Source organism: Peptoniphilus olsenii (genome assembly GCF_040545475.1).
GTDB lineage: Bacteria > Bacillota > Clostridia > Tissierellales > Peptoniphilaceae > Peptoniphilus_A > Peptoniphilus_A olsenii.
In genome coordinates this window covers 138,003-153,720 of record NZ_JBEPMA010000003.1, presented here as the reverse complement: position 1 = coordinate 153,720, position 15,718 = coordinate 138,003, and the positions used below count along the sequence as shown (strand labels likewise).

The following is a 15,718-nucleotide window of genomic DNA, read 5'->3' as shown; positions in this document are numbered from 1 at the left end:
GAGTAAAAAGTCTAAATTTGCGTTTTGATTGCTTTTTTTGTATTTAAATTACAATTGTTAAAAATTTCTTAAACTTTTATAAAATTATTCAGAAATAGATTATTTTTGTAGAAAATTTTTGACTAAATGAAAAAGATTTCTTTCAATTTTTATTTATAAAAATACAAAAAACATAAAATCTTTTTACATTAAATTAAAACTAGTAATTGTCGAAGATTAGTATAAAGTCCTTATATTATACTTTTATAACAGCTTGATTTTTTTTAACAATTAATAAACAATATTAATATCTAGACTTTTGTATTAATGATTTTAAAATACAATTTTTAATATTTTTATATACATTATATTTTTAAATAAAATAAAGCTCAATTTAACTAGAAATATATTAATTGAGCTTTATTATTTCTATCTAAATATAACTTTTTTTCACAAAATTAATAACAGTTATATTAGATTTATCTAAATCTAAGAATGTTATTATTATATTCTTGTTGCCAAAATCTTCATTATGGTAAACTAAGTTACCGCGCCTATAGATGTAAACTTTTATACTATCTTTTTTAAATGAATTTAAATACTTCTTCATTTCCTTACAATATTTGATGTCCTTATAGATACTACTCTTTTTAAATTCTTGAAAATTCATAAACTTATCACTATCTAACTTATCCAAGTCGATATCAAGAAAATTATATTCATCAATAACATAATTTTTACCCTGTAGTGTTGTGAATTCTTCATGAAATGTTTTTTTTATATCATGAATGCCTAACCTATTTAGCATATTTGTTTGGTATATTTCATCGGTTCTAATATCGTTCATATAGAAAACAAAATTTAATAGCAGCAAGAATATAATTAATGCAGTAAACTTTATTTTATTTCTCACTATAATATGGTAGTTGCTCTTTGAATGTATTTTGACCATTTTGATACCAATATTTCAAATGTTCAATTGCCTCATGAGCTTTCGCACTCGCTGCTAAATCAGAGTTAAAGCCTTGATGTGGTTGCACATAAAAATTTGATGCCCTATTTTGCGCCTTATCAATAATTTCATATGCTGCTTTTAAATTTTCTGTATCAAGTTTTCTGTCTTCAGTCAAACACTCTGTTAAAACTGATTCTCTACTAAATACATCCAAACCCAATCCAATTATTAATCCCTCTTTATATAATTTTAAAAGAATGGATTCTGGTGCTATTTCTCCTCTAGTTACATTTATAAATACTATTTTGTTGTTAGCTTTTCGAAGATAATCTTCATTAAAATAATTTTCATTATAAAATTTAGAATTTTTATTTTTTGTAAAATTCATTGCATTAATAATTACATCAGAATTTTTAATGGCCATTTCTTTATCTACAAACTTAAAATTCTTGTATTTATTGTCATTTTTGAGTTCTTCCTGTCTAATATCAACTGCTTGAACTGTGAAACCTATTTTTTCTAAAATTTCGTATATTCTTGATCCTATTTTCCCAACCCCAAATACTGTCGCGACCCTATTATTATTAATTTCAATAAATGAATCTGTTTTATTTCTTTCAAATGTCTGTGCGTTATAAGTATATTCATTGAGATTACCTAAAGTTGTAAAAACAAATTTGATAGCCGTTTGAGCTACTGCATCTACACAATATTCCCTGAGAGATGCAATATTTACATATTCCTGTATATTTTCTAGATGATCATAACCAGCACTTCTAGTAATTATACTTTTTCTCGGTTCTGATGAAATATATTCTTCAGGTATAATTGAATGAGTTTTTATAGTAATAATATTTGGCAAAATTTCATCATTATCTTTTAAATAATCTTGTAAAGTGAGCGGGGTAAATAGTGATTTAAAATCATTTGGAAGTACCCCCTTAGATATTAAAGAATTAGTTTCTTCTATTAAATAATCTCTTTCTTTACCTAGCACTTCAAAATGCATTACATCGAATGTCATATTATTACCCCCTTAATTCTTTTGATTACCTTGCATTTTTCCAGGTGTCCACCACTTAAATACAAGCGCGAGTATTGTAAGTACTAAAAATCCAGCTATTATAACAATAGTTGTATAAAGAGGATACCTACCTCCCATACTTATGAATAATGGTGGTAAAACCTGGAGCACAATTGCAACAGGTCTATTCATTAAATCTGTTATACCTGTATCTTCTAATCCTCTAGATTTTTGATCAGGATCTACAACTCTATTTAATAAAACTCCCGTTGCTACTACACCATTTGATCTGCCAAAGTTCATAATTCCTCTTTCAAACCAATCTCGTGAAGATGCGTACTTACTAACTCTTAAAAACCACAATACATTTATAATAAAACCAATTAAAAACGTTATCGCAAGTGGGGCAAGATTTGCTTGGATTACTCCCAAATTCAAGGATGAAACAGCTGAAATAACAAGTAAATCTGTGGCTGAACCACTTATTCTTTGCATAGTTGGTCTATCAATATATTGACTAGTATTTGTTGATTTTAGAATACCTTGAATTACATAACCAAAAACTAGAGCCAAAACAAAAACTGGAATTGACAACCAATTTATTTTACTTTGTATAAATTTTGATGTTATTCTTCCTAAATAAGCTGCAACAAGAGCTAATGATAAGTGAAAAATAAGGGGATCCAAAGACATATTAGATATAGTAATTTTTCCTGAATATTTTTGTTTATCTATTGGAATTAAACCTTTTTTAATTTCTTCAGGCAAATCCTTAGGAGAACTTACATAGTTAGTGTAATTTTTCCTAGTTCCCCAATTAATTAGAAACATACCCACGATAATTCCACCAACAAGTCCTACTGTTGCTGATGTATTTCCTAAATCGAAAAATTCAGAATAACCATAATCTTTGAACATTTCTCCAACTGCCGCAGCTGTACCGTGCCCACCATAAAATCCTGTTGCCAAGACTAAACCAAATGAATCATGTAAATCCCAAAATTTATTTAAAATTCCTAGGGATAAAATCATTCCGACAGCATACTGTAAAATTAAAATTCCAGTATTTTGATAAAAAAATCCTCCAACTCCTTTAATATCTTCCTTCGTTAAGCTTTTATCTCCAATTGGAGTACAAGCAAATACAATAGCAATTAATACCCCTGCATAAGAGGATAATTGATTAGAAAAAGGTAAAATGCCAAAACCACTTGGTCCTAAAGCTAAACCTATAAAACCTCCTATCAAAGATGCTGGCATAAGCAAACTTTGAAATACTTTAACTTTCGCTCTCAAAAATTGACCAATTATCATCAAAAAACCTAGTAGAGCTGTGTCTTTTAATAAATCCCATAATGTAAATTCCATAATTACTCCTTTATGAAATATCCGGATATATTAATATTTTATCTTTAACAAGATAATGTAATAGAATTCTATAATTTAATTATAGTGTGTCGTTTCGGTACTGTCAAGGTAATTATTAGATATTTGTGTCTATTCGGTTCATTTCGATTGTTTTTAATGTTTTTATGCTACTATAATAAATAATATTAATAACATGGTGATAGAATGTCTTTTGGTACCAATATTAGGAACTTAAGAATTAAAAATAAATTAACTCAAAAAGAGCTTGCTGATAAACTAAATTTATCAAGACCTACAATAGGTAGATATGAAACAGATGAAAGATTTCCAGACAAGGATGTTATTATAAAACTTGCGGATATATTCAATATTTCATTAGATACATTGTTTGATAGAAATTTTAAGGATAAGTTAATTCAAGAAGAAGAAATTATTTATCAACATGACCTCATTAATAAAATAATAAAAAAATACAATATACCTAAAGAATATTTAAAAGACGAAGATTTCATTAAAGATATAGCTGACTTTGGTGTCAAAGCAGCTTTAAGAATTAAAAATTTAAGATAATAAAAACTCTCTATATAACCTAAAAAAATAAAGTTATAAAGAGAGTTTTTTTAATAATATTTAAATAAAGCTATAATTTATTCAAAAGTAATTTAGAATAAATAATTTTAAAAATTAACAGTTCCCAAAATATTAATGTAAATAGTATTTTAATTTTATTTCATTTAGTGGGATTCCAATGATCTTTATGCAACTCAAAAAATTTTGCCTCTAATTCTATAAATGGTCCTAAAGTTTCAAAATCTTTCTGTCCACTTGCAAACACAACTCTACTTGGCAAATTAAGTGTCGGATTTCTAAGATCATCGCCTGTATATTTTTTAAGTTCTGATTCTCTTGCTATATAAACATGTCTGCCTAAATTACCCCAATACATTGCACCAGTACACATAGCACAAGAGTCGGCACAATTATATAGAGTGAAGTTTTTCATTTCTTCTTTAGTATATATCTGTGATGCTTTCCTCATTAATAGAGCTTCAGCATGTGCTGTACAATCTCCACCTAAAGTTACTTCCTCATTACCTTGTTCTAATAAGATATTCCCTTCTTCATCTGCCAAAAGACATCCAAAAGGATAATTCCCAGCATCTTTAGCTTCTTTACAAATTTCTAGAACACGATACAATCACTTAACTTCATGTTCTTTTAAATCGGATAATTTATATTCTTCTTTTTCCTCATATTCTACTGTAAAAGTTTTTTTCATTTTTTATTTCCTCTCATTATATTTATTGTTGTCATCTTCTTCTTATTGCAGTTATTGGAATTATATCAGTATTAACATATTCTCTAGTGAATATTCTAGGATTCTCCATTAAATCATATTCTATACCTCTAATTAAGAGATAATTAGTAGATAATAAGTGTGGGGCTATCTTAATATATTTAGTAATATCCTCACTATTAATTGCATGAAACTGTATACTACCAGCTGAAAGTTCTATTGCGTAATTATCATAAAGATATTTGAATATAGATCCGGGATATAGAGAAATTTTATGTAAATCTCTTTTAAAAAATATTTCTAAAAAATCTATACATATTGCAGCTACAATCTTATTCGCATAGTAAATTCTTGAAGTAAGTACCATCGAATCAAAATCATACAGTCCAGTTGTTTTTACGAATTGAGGAGTTTTTACCAGTTTGGTTTCTAATGTATTTACAGAAATATCATATCCTTGTTCTTGTATTATCTGTGAATATGTCTTCATCCGAAAAAGATCCACTTTCATATCTTCAAAATTTGGACTAATAAAAGTTCCCTTTCCTTGTTTTCTAATTATTTTACCTTCACGCTCTAGATCAGCTAAAGCACTACGAAGTGTGACTCTGCTAATATTATATTTTTTTGCTAATTCACGCTCTGGAGGTAACTTTTCAGCACCAAAATTTTTAATATTTTTTATTTCTGTTAATATATAATTTCTTGCTTTATTACGTAAGTTCATTTTAACACTCTATTTACGGCTGCCATTTAGAAAAACCAATTATAGATAAAATAATACTAATACAAAGTAATAATGTCCCTGCTCTCATACCAAATGTAGAAGTAGATAAACAACTCATAAAAGAACCAATACCCATAATAATAATTCCAATTATAGAAATTGTCCTATACTTTTTGATTAATTCTTTTTCGTTCATAAGATACTCCTTTTTACAAAAACTTTAGCTATTAAAGTATATAACAAAAATCCAGCAATAATACCATTTAATGCCGGTAGACCAAATATTCCATTCATAGCACTTCCGCCTTTTGCGACTCCTTCTAGAAGTTTTACTATAACCAATGCTATTGCCCAGCTTATCCAAGGAGTAAAGTCCCATTCTTTAATTTCCTCACTATCTAAGTCAGGATATTCACCTTTATTAATAATATAATAGTTAGATAATATTATTCCGGCCAACGGAGGCACAATTACCCCTAATAAATTTAGGAATTTAAATAACATGTCTATATTATATGGACGAGTTAGACATAACAAACCAGAAATTACTAATACAATAGCTATGATTTTTTTCCTATCTGTTCTAAAACTATTTGCTAGATTTAGAGATGACGAATACAAATTAGCCGCATTTGTAGTAAAAATATTTGTTGTCATGAGTATCAAGCTCGGAACGACTAAACCTAATTTTAAAAGCACAGCAGTTAAATCACTGTCTTCCATTCCAATACCTGCAATTGCTCCACATAATATTAATAAGCTATTCCCGCCTAGTAGACCGACACAAGCACTTAACATAGCTTCTTTTCTGTTCTTAGCAAATCTCATTGTATCTGCTATACAAGTAGCGGTAGATAAAATCCAAGTCCCAATTACAATTGTAACTCCATTAACTACTGACATAGAATCTTTAGGCACACAATTAATTATAGTATCCCATCCAGCAATCATACCAGATTTTATAGCCGTACCTATTGAAAGAAAAATAATTGCTGGAATAGCCACATAACCTAAAATTGTAATAGCTTTAATTCCCGAAAAAGCGAATATCCCCATAACAATGGCACTTAAAAATAATATAACAAGTTCTCCCGCCCCTTCTATATTGAGAACACTCGCTATAAAATTCCCATATGTAGCAGCTTGTATTGTGTACCAACCAATATTGACTATTGGCACAAATAATGTTGCAATTTTTGAACCTTTATTTCCAAAAGTATATCGTGTAATTAAAGCAAAACTAAGCCCAGTTTTGCTAGCCATGTTCGCTATGGCAATAGCTATGACACTCAAAAAAATATTCCCAATAGCTATGGCAAAAATAATTTCACTAAAAGAAAGACCACTAGCTAATCCACCACCAGTCATCATACTTGTTATTACAAATACAAATCCAAGCCAAACTATAGTGATACTCCAAAAACTCTTTCTTGCATCTAAAGGTACTGCAGATTTTTCAAAATCCATATCCACAATTTTTTCAAAGTCTTGATTTACATTCGCTTTCATACTCTCCTCCTTAAGATATTAAGATAAATTATATTGGTATTACCAATCATTTGATAATACTGTAGCAAATTACATTTCAAAATACAATATTTTTTATGTGATTTTTTAAACATTTATTGAATTTTATTTTAATTATTATTGATGAAACTTATACTATGGATAAATTTTTAAAACTTTAAAAAATTGAGAATAACAATAAAAAAATATAAGGATTAATATTATGTAAAAATAATAGGGAAGAACAAAACATAATATTACATAAATTATTGTATATAAGCTGCTTATTAAAAATATCGATAAAAACCTATTTTTACAGATTTACATCAATTTTTAATTTAAATATTTGAATAATTTCATCATTAAAATTATATAAAATTACTACACCATATACAGATTATTTAACCATTTGCGTACAAAGAGGACTGTTCATTTAAGTTTTCTTAATCAAGATAACTATAAGTGTGAGAAACAAACGAAATTTTGAATACCCTCTGACAATTAAGTGAATATCAATGATTTGAATATTTATATAATATCTATTTAAAAATAGATTCATTATAATTAAATAAAAAATAAAATTCAGAACCTTTCTTGTCCGCTAGACCAAGTTAAGTTCCAAATTTTATTTTAATATCCTTGTATCAATGTGAATTTACTTTCTGTTCTTAACAAATTTTGTTTTAAACAGGTTTCATTATTGGTTATATTTTTATATAGGCGGCTAAATTAGCCCTATAGTTTATATTTCGTTTTTAAAATCTAGTTAATTTTAAACAAATTTCACATAAATTATACTTTTGTAAAAGTCGTTGGTTTTAATTTGTTCTCTATAAATCCAAGTAATAAATCTGCAAGCACTGCCATAAGTGCTGTTGGTATTGCACCCGCTATTATTATAGGACCTCCATTGGCTACTGTAATTCCTCTTGTTATTATATCACCAAGTCCTCCGGCTCCAATAAATGTTCCAACTGCAGTTACTCCAATTGCAACAACTAATGCATTTCTAATTCCACCCATTATTATTGATACTGCAAGGGGAAATTCTACTTTTTTCATTATTTGAATTCTCGTCATACCCATCCCCATTGCTGCATCAACTAGGGCTGGCGAAACAGAATTTATCCCTGAAACTGTATTTTTTAATATTGGAAGTATTGAATACAAAAATACCGAAAATATTACAGTATTTGGTCCGGTTCCAAGTGCAAACATAAGTATTGCTAACATTGCAAGTGAAGGTATAGTCTGCATTATATTTGCAATACCAATTATTATATTTGAAAGTTTTCCTCTTCTCGCTATAAAAAACCCCAGTGGTATTGATATTATAGCAGCAAATAGGACTCCGTATATTGATATTAAGAAATGTCTGATAAACTGGGAGAATACATAATTTCCATTTTGTGAATAATACAAAAATACATCGCTCATTATCTTTCCTCCTTTAAGACATCGTCAAAAATTCTATATTTTTCTTCTACTTCTGTTCCTTCAAAATAATTATTTTCTTCTAAAAAATCTTTGGCAACTTGTGCTGGTTCTACTAAATCTTCGTCTGAACGTCTATTTAATTGCTGCATAGTTTTGGTCGAAATTTTGCCAGCAAGCGTTAAAAGAATTTCATTTACTTCTGGATGAGTTTTGGCTATTGCAGCAGTCGCTACAGGTGAACAATCATAAGGCGGGAATAATTTCATGTCATCTTCTAATAATACTAAATCGTAAGATGCAATCTTGCCATCAGTTGAATATCCTAAAACTACATCCATTTCTTTAGTGGCAAGAGCTGTATAGACTAGCCCTATTTGCATTGGATATATATCTTTAAATTTGAATCCATATAGCTCTTGAAAGGCCTTGTAGCCGTCTCCCTCTCTTGTCATCCATGCAGTATCTACACCTACTTTTAGTTCATCTTTTAATTTACCCAGATCAGATACTTTAGAGAGTTGATGTTTTTCTGCAAATTCTTTAGTGACCATGAATGCATATGTGTTTTCGAAGCCAAATGATGGATACCATAGTCTATCCCAACGTTTATAATATTCATCTTGGACTACTTTCATAGCTTCCTGCGGATCTTTAATTGGCTCCATCCCAAGTTCTCCAGTTAATGCTGTACCCGTATACATTCCTCCCGCTATATTAACATCGCCTCTTAGCATTGCAATATGATTTAAAATTGAGGATGAAAGATTTGGTATCATATCGACTTTCAAATCTGTATTGTGTTTAATCATCTGAGCGACTATCTCGCCTAGTATTAATCTCTCTGTATTTGAACCTGAAGCTATTACAATATCATTTTTAGCGTCAGCACCAATACCTGGCAAAGTACAAGATGTGGCCAATGTGATAAATGATAATAATATTATTAAAATACTTCTTTTTATTTTCATCATGCCACCTCGCTAGTCTTATTAGGTGTTAATCTATGCTCTAATTTTCCAAGTGCAAAATCCATTAATATAGCTATCAAAGTAACTGGTATTGTCCCCCAAACAACCATTGGCATTATTGCATTATCCAATCCATTAAATATATAATCACCAAGTCCACCTGCTCCTATATATGAAGCAAGAGTTGCCCAAGCAAGAACATATACTGCCGATAATCTTATACCACTCATTATGACAGGCATAGCCATTGGAATCTGAACTTTTGATAGAATTTGCCCACTAGTCATTCCCATACCTTTAGCTGCATCCATTAAGTTATTGTCAACACCATCAATACCTAAATACGTATTTCTCATAATTGGTAATAGAGAATATATAAATAGAGCAACTATTGCAGTCTTAACACCTACTCCAAATAGAGGTATCATTAGTGCCAACAACGCAAAAGAAGGCACAGTTTGTAAAATAGAGGCTACAATCATTACAATTTTTGCAGCAACTTTTGATCTCGTTAAAAGTATTCCCACTGGCACTGCAACTACTATACCCAGTATTAGTGATATTGCTGAAATATATAAATGTTCAAAACATTTTTGCAAAAGTTCAGCATTATTTTGAACCAAAAAATCAATCATTTTTCTCACCTGACTTTTTATAATCAGATTTATTTTTTCCTATTTTTGATGAAACTTCACCTGAGGCTTGATGCATAAGTTCAGATAAATTATCTTGTTCAAAGACTTCTTCTTCCTCTATATCTCCATCAGTACCCCACAAGTTAGTATAAATTGTATCTACAACTGTGGCACGTGTCACAAGTCCTACTAAGTGATTTTCTCTATCTACTACTGGCAGATTTTTCGTGTCCAAATTATAAATATCCCTAATAGCATTCATGACGATAGTATCTTCTTCAATTGCATATGCTTTTATCAATACTTCATCTAAAGATTTAATATTCTTACCATATTTTTGAATGTCAAACATTCCAACTTGTCCCAACAGATGATTATCTTTATCTACGACAAATATAGTGTCTACTCTTTTCTTTCTCATCATTGCAAGTGCATCATAAGTTGATCTGTCGCTTGTGAGTGAAACTGGATTTTTGAGCATAATCTTATCTACTGTTTCATAGGAAGTCTTTGCTTCATTTAATTTTTCCTCACCAAGCATACCTTTAACATAATCATTGGCAGGATTTTTCAAAATATTTTCTGGGGTATCAAATTGTACCACTTCACCTTTGCCCATAATTACAATTCTATCTGCAAGGTTTAGAGCTTCGTCCATGTCATGCGAAACAAATACTATAGTTTTACCCATTTCACGTTGAAGTCTTTTAACAAGCTTTTGCAGTGCATCTCTTGTTATTGGGTCTAATGCTCCAAATGGCTCATCCATTAAAATAATATCTTGATCGGCTGCCAATGCCCTTATTACTCCAATTCTCTGCTGTTGTCCACCTGACAACTCAGATGGGTATTTATCTAAGTAAGAAACAGGTAAATCTACTTTTTTTATAAGATTTTCTGCAATCGGTCTCAGCTTATCTTCGTCCCATTTTAAAAGTCTAGGCACAAGAACAATATTGTCGTATACAGACATATGTGGTAAAAGTCCAATTTGTTGGATGACATAACCTATCTGTCTACGAAGGTCAACTGGATCCATATCTTTAATATTGACACCATTAATTAAGATTTCTCCAGAACTTATATCGTTCATTCTATTTATCATTCTCATACATGTAGTCTTTCCCGAACCACTTGCTCCAATAAAACATATAAATTCTCCATCTTTGAACTTTAAATTTATATCTTTAGCCGCAACCTGATTTCCAGGATAGACTTTACTCACATTTTTAAATTCTATCAAGTCAATTAACTCCTTTCATCACTAGCCTTATATTAGTATAGCAAAAAAACAGATATATTTTCAATTAATGGCGAGTTTATGGGATCTACGCAAAAATAATCTAAGTTTTAAAATAGTTCCCAATATAATAAAAGCTTATAAAAGCTTAATCTAATACTTTTTATACCCATTGTTTACTATACTGTAGAAGTTTTTCATATTAAATAATTTATAATCAAATTATCTAATATAGAAATTTTTATAGACTCAGTACTAGTTACAAACTCTATCAATTCAATTTCCAATAAACTAGAGATGGCAATTTCGTTAAAATCTGTTTAAAATAAAATTCTTTTTTACTAGAATTTACTTTACAATTTATAAAGTAAATTAAAAATAATATTAAAAACATCACCTGCCTAAAGGTCAAGAACGATTAAATTTTTTTAATCGAGGTATGATAAGTCTACTTTTAAAAAAATACTAGTATCAGTTAAAATATGAAAAAATGCACGGTCTTATATTTATAAAACCATGCATCTATAATTATTTAAATTTTATAAAATTATAATCTTGAGAACATTTGGTCAGCCCACCACTCGTCTCTGTAAACTTCGTATTGTCCTCTTAGTTGTCCTAATTGGAAATCTTCCCAAAATGCTAATTCATCATATAATTTTTTTGCTTCTTCAATTTGAGATTTTTCAGCAGCTTTTTTATAAAATTTGATTGATTGATTTTTTATGTCAATCCCAATAGAGAACACATTTAGAGCAAGTCTTACTTTATTAGGATCAACCTTACCCCAGTCATATTCTTCTCTAGTTGTAAGTGCTTCTTTTATTTTATCACCAAGTGAAACTTTTTCATCTTCAGATATTACATTTTTAAGTCCCTCTAAATAGGATACATGTTCATCCGATTGATGTGAAAGAGATTTAAATGTTTCTGCTGCCATATCCCCTTCAAGCATTTCTGCTGCTTTATCATAATATTTGATAGATTCTTCTTCAACGCTTAATGCTTCTTGTACTATAGACATCTCACTTGCAAAGATTTTTTCGTCATCCTCTTCAGAATATTTTTTAATATTTTTGAGATAATCAATATTACCAATATCTGTGCCTGAAAGTTCAATATTTGCTTGTCTTTGTCTTGAGTAATCAGATTTAACTTCAGTATTTGTTTTATCAAGTTCTATATGACAAACTCCACCTACACATCCTGCTGCTTTAACAGCATCAATTCCAGTGGCTAATGCTCTTTCATTAATTGGAAGTAATTTTTTCTTCGAATCGCCATAAACTTTCGTAAATGCTTTTACTACTGATTCTAATTTTACAAGTTCTGTAGCTGCCAAAAATGCTCCAAGCATAATCATGTTAGCAACTTTAGGATTACCTACTTCATTTGCCAAATCTGAGACTGGTATCGTAAATATATTTATGTCATCTCTTTTTGGTTCAATATTACATAGTGATGAGTTGATAAATAAATTTCCACCCGGTTCAACATTTGGTTCAAATTTTTCCAATGAAGGTCCATTCATCACGATTACATCTGTAGCTTGTGAAATTACAGGTGAACCAACTGGATCAGATGAAACTACTATAGAACAGTTTGCTGAACCTCCACGCATTTCTGGACCATAACTAGGCAGCCATGATACATGTTTTCCTTCAAGCATACCAGCATAAATTATTAATTGGCCCATAGCCATTATACCTTGTCCACCAAATCCAGCGGCAATAATATTTCTAGTAGTCATTATTTATCCCTCCTTAAATTTCCAAGTGGGTAGTAAGGAATCATATTATCTCTTAACCATCCTAGTGCATCTGCAGGAGGTAGACCCCAGTTTGTAGGACATGTTGATAAAACTTCTACTATTCCAAATCCTTTTCCGCTTATTTGAAGTTCAAAACATTCTTTGATTGCTTTTTTTGCTTTTCTAATATTTGCAGGAGAGTCAACAGATACTCTTTCAACAAATTTTGCTCCGTCTATTGTTGCAAGTAATTCGCTCATTTTTATTGGTTTCCCTGACCAGTCCTCATCTCTTCCATATGGAGAAGTCGTAGTTACTTGTCCAAGTAAAGTTGTTGGAGCCATTTGTCCACCAGTCATACCATAAATTGCATTATTTACGAAAATAGTTGAAATATTTTCTCCTCTGTGAGCAGCTTGAACTATTTCAGCTGTTCCAATTGATGCTAAGTCTCCATCTCCTTGATATGTGAAAACAAATTTATCCGGGTGAACTCTTTTAATTCCTGTTGCCACTGCAGGAGCTCTACCATGAGCTGCTTCGTGCATATCACAATTAAAATATTTATATGCTAGTACAGAACAACCAACTGGTGCAACTCCAATTGTATCGTCAAGAACTCCTAACTCCACTAAACATTCTGCTACAAGTTTGTGGATAACTCCATGTGTACAGCCTGGACAATAGTGAGTTTCTTGTCTAGTTAGGCCCTCTGAATATTTATAAAGTACTTTTTCATTAGTATTTTCCATTATTTAAGACCTCCTAAAATTTTAAGTGCAGCATCTTTTATTTCTTCAACTGTTGGTATAACTCCACCTTGTCTGCCGAAGAAATGGATTTTTTGTCTTCCTTCTACTGCGATTTTAGCATCGTCTGTCATTTGTCCTTGATTCATTTCACAAACAAGAACATCTTTGCAATCTGGATTTATATCTTTAAATACATCATATGGATAAGGCCAACAAGTGATTGGTCTTATTAAACCAACTTTGTATCCATCTTTTCTCAAAGACTCAATTGCTGTTTTTGCAATTCTTGCAGTTGTTCCATAAGCGTTTATTACTAACTGTGCATCTTCAATGTTTTCCACTTCAACTCTAACTTCATTTTCGCAAATTTCTGCATATTTTGCCATCAATTTTTTATTATGTGCTTCTAAATCTTCCGCTGATAAATAAATTGAATTGATAATATTTCTTTCTCCAGGATGATTTCCTTTACCATTTGTTGCCCAATCTTTAACCGGAATAGCACCTTTTTTAGCTAATGAAAAATCAACTGGTTCCATCATTTGACCCAATACACCATCACTCATAAGTACAACTGGATTTCTATATTTATCTGCAAGGTCAAAACCAAGTATTACCAAATCAACTAATTCTTGAACAGAAGATGGAGCAAGTGTTATTGTTCTATAATCACCATTTCCACCTCCTCTAGTAGATTGAAAATAATCTGTTTGAGATGGTTGAATTGAACCAAGACCTGGTCCACCTCTCATCATATTAACTATTACACAAGGAAGTTCTGCACCAGCCATATATGATATACCTTCTTGCATAAGTGCAACCCCCGGTGAAGATGATGATGTCATAACTCTTGCACCTGCACCTGCTGCTCCATAAAGCATATTTATTGCAGCAACTTCTGATTCCGCTTGTAAGAAGCATCCGTCAACCTTAGGTAGTTCTCTTGCTAAATATTCTGGAACTTCTGATTGAGGAGTTATAGGATAACCGAAAAAATGTTTACAGCCCGCTTCAATAGCTGCTGCCCCTACTGCTTCGTTACCTTTCATAAGTACTTTTGCCATATTTACACCCCTTAAGAAATTTTAAAAACTGATATAACTGAGTCTGGACAAGTAATTGCACAATTTTGACAAGCTATGCAATCTTCTGGTCTTGCCGCATGAGCTGGAGAATAGCCCTTAACATTTATAACATCTTTATTGATTTCAATTACATCTTTTGGACATACAGTAACACATAGTCCACAACCCTTACATCTTGATTCTTCGAATTCAATTCTTCCTTTAGCCATTTTATACCTCCTATAACATCCAATCTTTTCTAAAATACAAATCTATTGGAAAAATTTCTGCACCTATGTCTTTACTCCTCACCTCTTTTTCTATATCTCTAAGGCAGACAGCATAAACATATGGGAGATTTAATTTCTCTGAGACTTCCCTAGCTAGCTCATCACCATATAAAATATCGTCTACACTAGTATTTTTTAGCATATGAGTTGTATTGATAATTCCGGTAATTTTTGTTTGAGAATGACCTTCCATTTGTCCGATAAATTCCCTGACAGATTTATAGTCTTTGGTTTCTGGTCTATTTCTATTGATAACAAAATAGTGATCATAACCAGTTTTACTTAAAATTTCCCTATACCTCCCTAAGGAAAGAGAACCTTTAGGGTTACCCCCAACATCTAAGACCGCCATATAGTCTTCATTTTGCAAAGGTTTTAGGATTGCAGGATCAATTGCAGGTATATCCAAAGAATTGCCTCTGGGAATATTTGAAGAGAATGATTCTATCCCTTTTTCAGCAAGAAAATCCATCTGCTCTCTAATTCTAAAATATGTGTTAATAATATCTAAATCAACAGCTGCCACTTTATCAAAAAATTGACGCAAATATAGAGCATAATTTATCGAAAATTCAGTCTTTCCACTGCCAAAATGGCCGGTAATTATTTTTATCCTGTTTCCAGTTTCTACTTCGGCGTACATTTCTACCTCCTATCAATAACTCTAAATAATATTATACACTAATATATTTAAATTGAAAACACATGCAACCTAGAATACATATA

Annotated in this window: 17 protein-coding genes; 1 reads left to right on the top strand and 16 read right to left on the bottom strand. The window is 30.6% G+C overall.

The annotated features are described in order from the left end of the window. Window positions 1-412: 412 nt before the first annotated feature. Genes ABID14_RS04030 through ABID14_RS04020 form a run of 3 tightly spaced genes read right to left on the bottom strand, consistent with a single transcriptional unit; the run spans window position 413 to window position 3,326 of the window. Window positions 413-826: a hypothetical protein gene (locus ABID14_RS04030; protein WP_354367386.1), complete on the bottom strand. Its 414-nt coding sequence runs from the start codon at window positions 824-826 to the stop codon at window positions 413-415. 55 nt (window positions 827-881) lie between these two features. Continuing rightward, window positions 882-1,958, bottom strand: a complete 1,077-nt coding sequence (locus tag ABID14_RS04025) for an NAD(P)-dependent oxidoreductase (protein WP_354367384.1) — start codon at window positions 1,956-1,958, stop codon at window positions 882-884. Between the two features lie 12 nt (window positions 1,959-1,970). Then, window positions 1,971-3,326 (bottom strand): sodium/glutamate symporter, encoded by a 1,356-nt coding sequence (locus ABID14_RS04020; RefSeq protein ID WP_354367382.1) that lies wholly within the window; start codon window positions 3,324-3,326, stop codon window positions 1,971-1,973. A 204-nt stretch (window positions 3,327-3,530) separates the two neighbouring features. Between ABID14_RS04020 and ABID14_RS04015 the strand changes: the two genes are divergently transcribed. Beyond that, entirely contained in the window at window positions 3,531-3,896 is a 366-nt protein-coding gene (locus ABID14_RS04015) for a helix-turn-helix domain-containing protein (protein ID WP_354367380.1), read from the top strand. Window positions 3,897-4,056: 160 nt separating this feature from the next. Here the strand turns inward: ABID14_RS04015 and ABID14_RS04010 are convergent, their stop codons facing one another. The 13 genes from ABID14_RS04010 to ABID14_RS03950 form a co-directional block, all read right to left on the bottom strand. Next, window positions 4,057-4,524 carry a nucleoside deaminase gene (locus tag ABID14_RS04010; protein ID WP_354367378.1) on the bottom strand — a complete coding sequence of 156 codons (468 nt, stop codon included), beginning with the start codon at window positions 4,522-4,524 and terminating at the stop codon, window positions 4,057-4,059. 112 nt (window positions 4,525-4,636) lie between these two features. Then, window positions 4,637-5,350 (bottom strand): GntR family transcriptional regulator, encoded by a 714-nt coding sequence (locus tag ABID14_RS04005; RefSeq protein ID WP_354367376.1) that lies wholly within the window; start codon window positions 5,348-5,350, stop codon window positions 4,637-4,639. 13 nt (window positions 5,351-5,363) lie between these two features. Further along, entirely contained in the window at window positions 5,364-5,546 is a 183-nt protein-coding gene (locus ABID14_RS04000) for a hypothetical protein (protein WP_354367374.1), read from the bottom strand. Further along, window positions 5,543-6,859 (bottom strand): cytosine permease, encoded by a 1,317-nt coding sequence (locus tag ABID14_RS03995; RefSeq protein ID WP_354367372.1) that lies wholly within the window; start codon window positions 6,857-6,859, stop codon window positions 5,543-5,545. The genes ABID14_RS04000 and ABID14_RS03995 overlap by 4 nt, the downstream gene beginning before the upstream one ends. A 789-nt stretch (window positions 6,860-7,648) precedes the next feature. Beyond that, the gene (locus tag ABID14_RS03990) at window positions 7,649-8,293 is read right to left on the bottom strand and encodes an ABC transporter permease (protein WP_354367370.1); all 645 of its coding nucleotides are present in this window, start codon (window positions 8,291-8,293) and stop codon (window positions 7,649-7,651) included. Next, window positions 8,293-9,264: an osmoprotectant ABC transporter substrate-binding protein gene (locus tag ABID14_RS03985; protein WP_354367368.1), complete on the bottom strand. Its 972-nt coding sequence runs from the start codon at window positions 9,262-9,264 to the stop codon at window positions 8,293-8,295. Before ABID14_RS03985 ends, ABID14_RS03990 begins: the two co-directional genes overlap by 1 nt. Next, window positions 9,261-9,896 (bottom strand): ABC transporter permease, encoded by a 636-nt coding sequence (locus tag ABID14_RS03980; RefSeq protein ID WP_354367366.1) that lies wholly within the window; start codon window positions 9,894-9,896, stop codon window positions 9,261-9,263. The genes ABID14_RS03985 and ABID14_RS03980 overlap by 4 nt, the downstream gene beginning before the upstream one ends. Further along, the gene (locus ABID14_RS03975) at window positions 9,889-11,139 is read right to left on the bottom strand and encodes an ABC transporter ATP-binding protein (protein ID WP_354367364.1); all 1,251 of its coding nucleotides are present in this window, start codon (window positions 11,137-11,139) and stop codon (window positions 9,889-9,891) included. Before ABID14_RS03975 ends, ABID14_RS03980 begins: the two co-directional genes overlap by 8 nt. Window positions 11,140-11,683: 544 nt before the next feature. Then, complete coding sequence (locus tag ABID14_RS03970) at window positions 11,684-12,886, bottom strand: 2-oxoacid:acceptor oxidoreductase family protein (RefSeq protein WP_354367362.1); 1,203 nt, start codon at window positions 12,884-12,886, stop codon at window positions 11,684-11,686. Further along, window positions 12,886-13,638 (bottom strand): thiamine pyrophosphate-dependent enzyme, encoded by a 753-nt coding sequence (locus tag ABID14_RS03965; protein WP_354367360.1) that lies wholly within the window; start codon window positions 13,636-13,638, stop codon window positions 12,886-12,888. Before ABID14_RS03965 ends, ABID14_RS03970 begins: the two co-directional genes overlap by 1 nt. Further along, the gene (locus ABID14_RS03960; protein ID WP_354367358.1) at window positions 13,638-14,702 is read right to left on the bottom strand and encodes a 3-methyl-2-oxobutanoate dehydrogenase subunit VorB; all 1,065 of its coding nucleotides are present in this window, start codon (window positions 14,700-14,702) and stop codon (window positions 13,638-13,640) included. The genes ABID14_RS03965 and ABID14_RS03960 overlap by 1 nt, the downstream gene beginning before the upstream one ends. Before the next feature lie 11 nt (window positions 14,703-14,713). Beyond that, window positions 14,714-14,932 carry a 4Fe-4S binding protein gene (locus ABID14_RS03955; protein WP_354367356.1) on the bottom strand — a complete coding sequence of 73 codons (219 nt, stop codon included), beginning with the start codon at window positions 14,930-14,932 and terminating at the stop codon, window positions 14,714-14,716. 10 nt (window positions 14,933-14,942) lie between these two features. After that, on the bottom strand, window positions 14,943-15,635 hold the full coding sequence (locus ABID14_RS03950) for an ATP-binding protein (RefSeq protein ID WP_354367354.1): 693 nt from the start codon (window positions 15,633-15,635) through the stop codon (window positions 14,943-14,945). Window positions 15,636-15,718 lie beyond the last annotated feature (83 nt).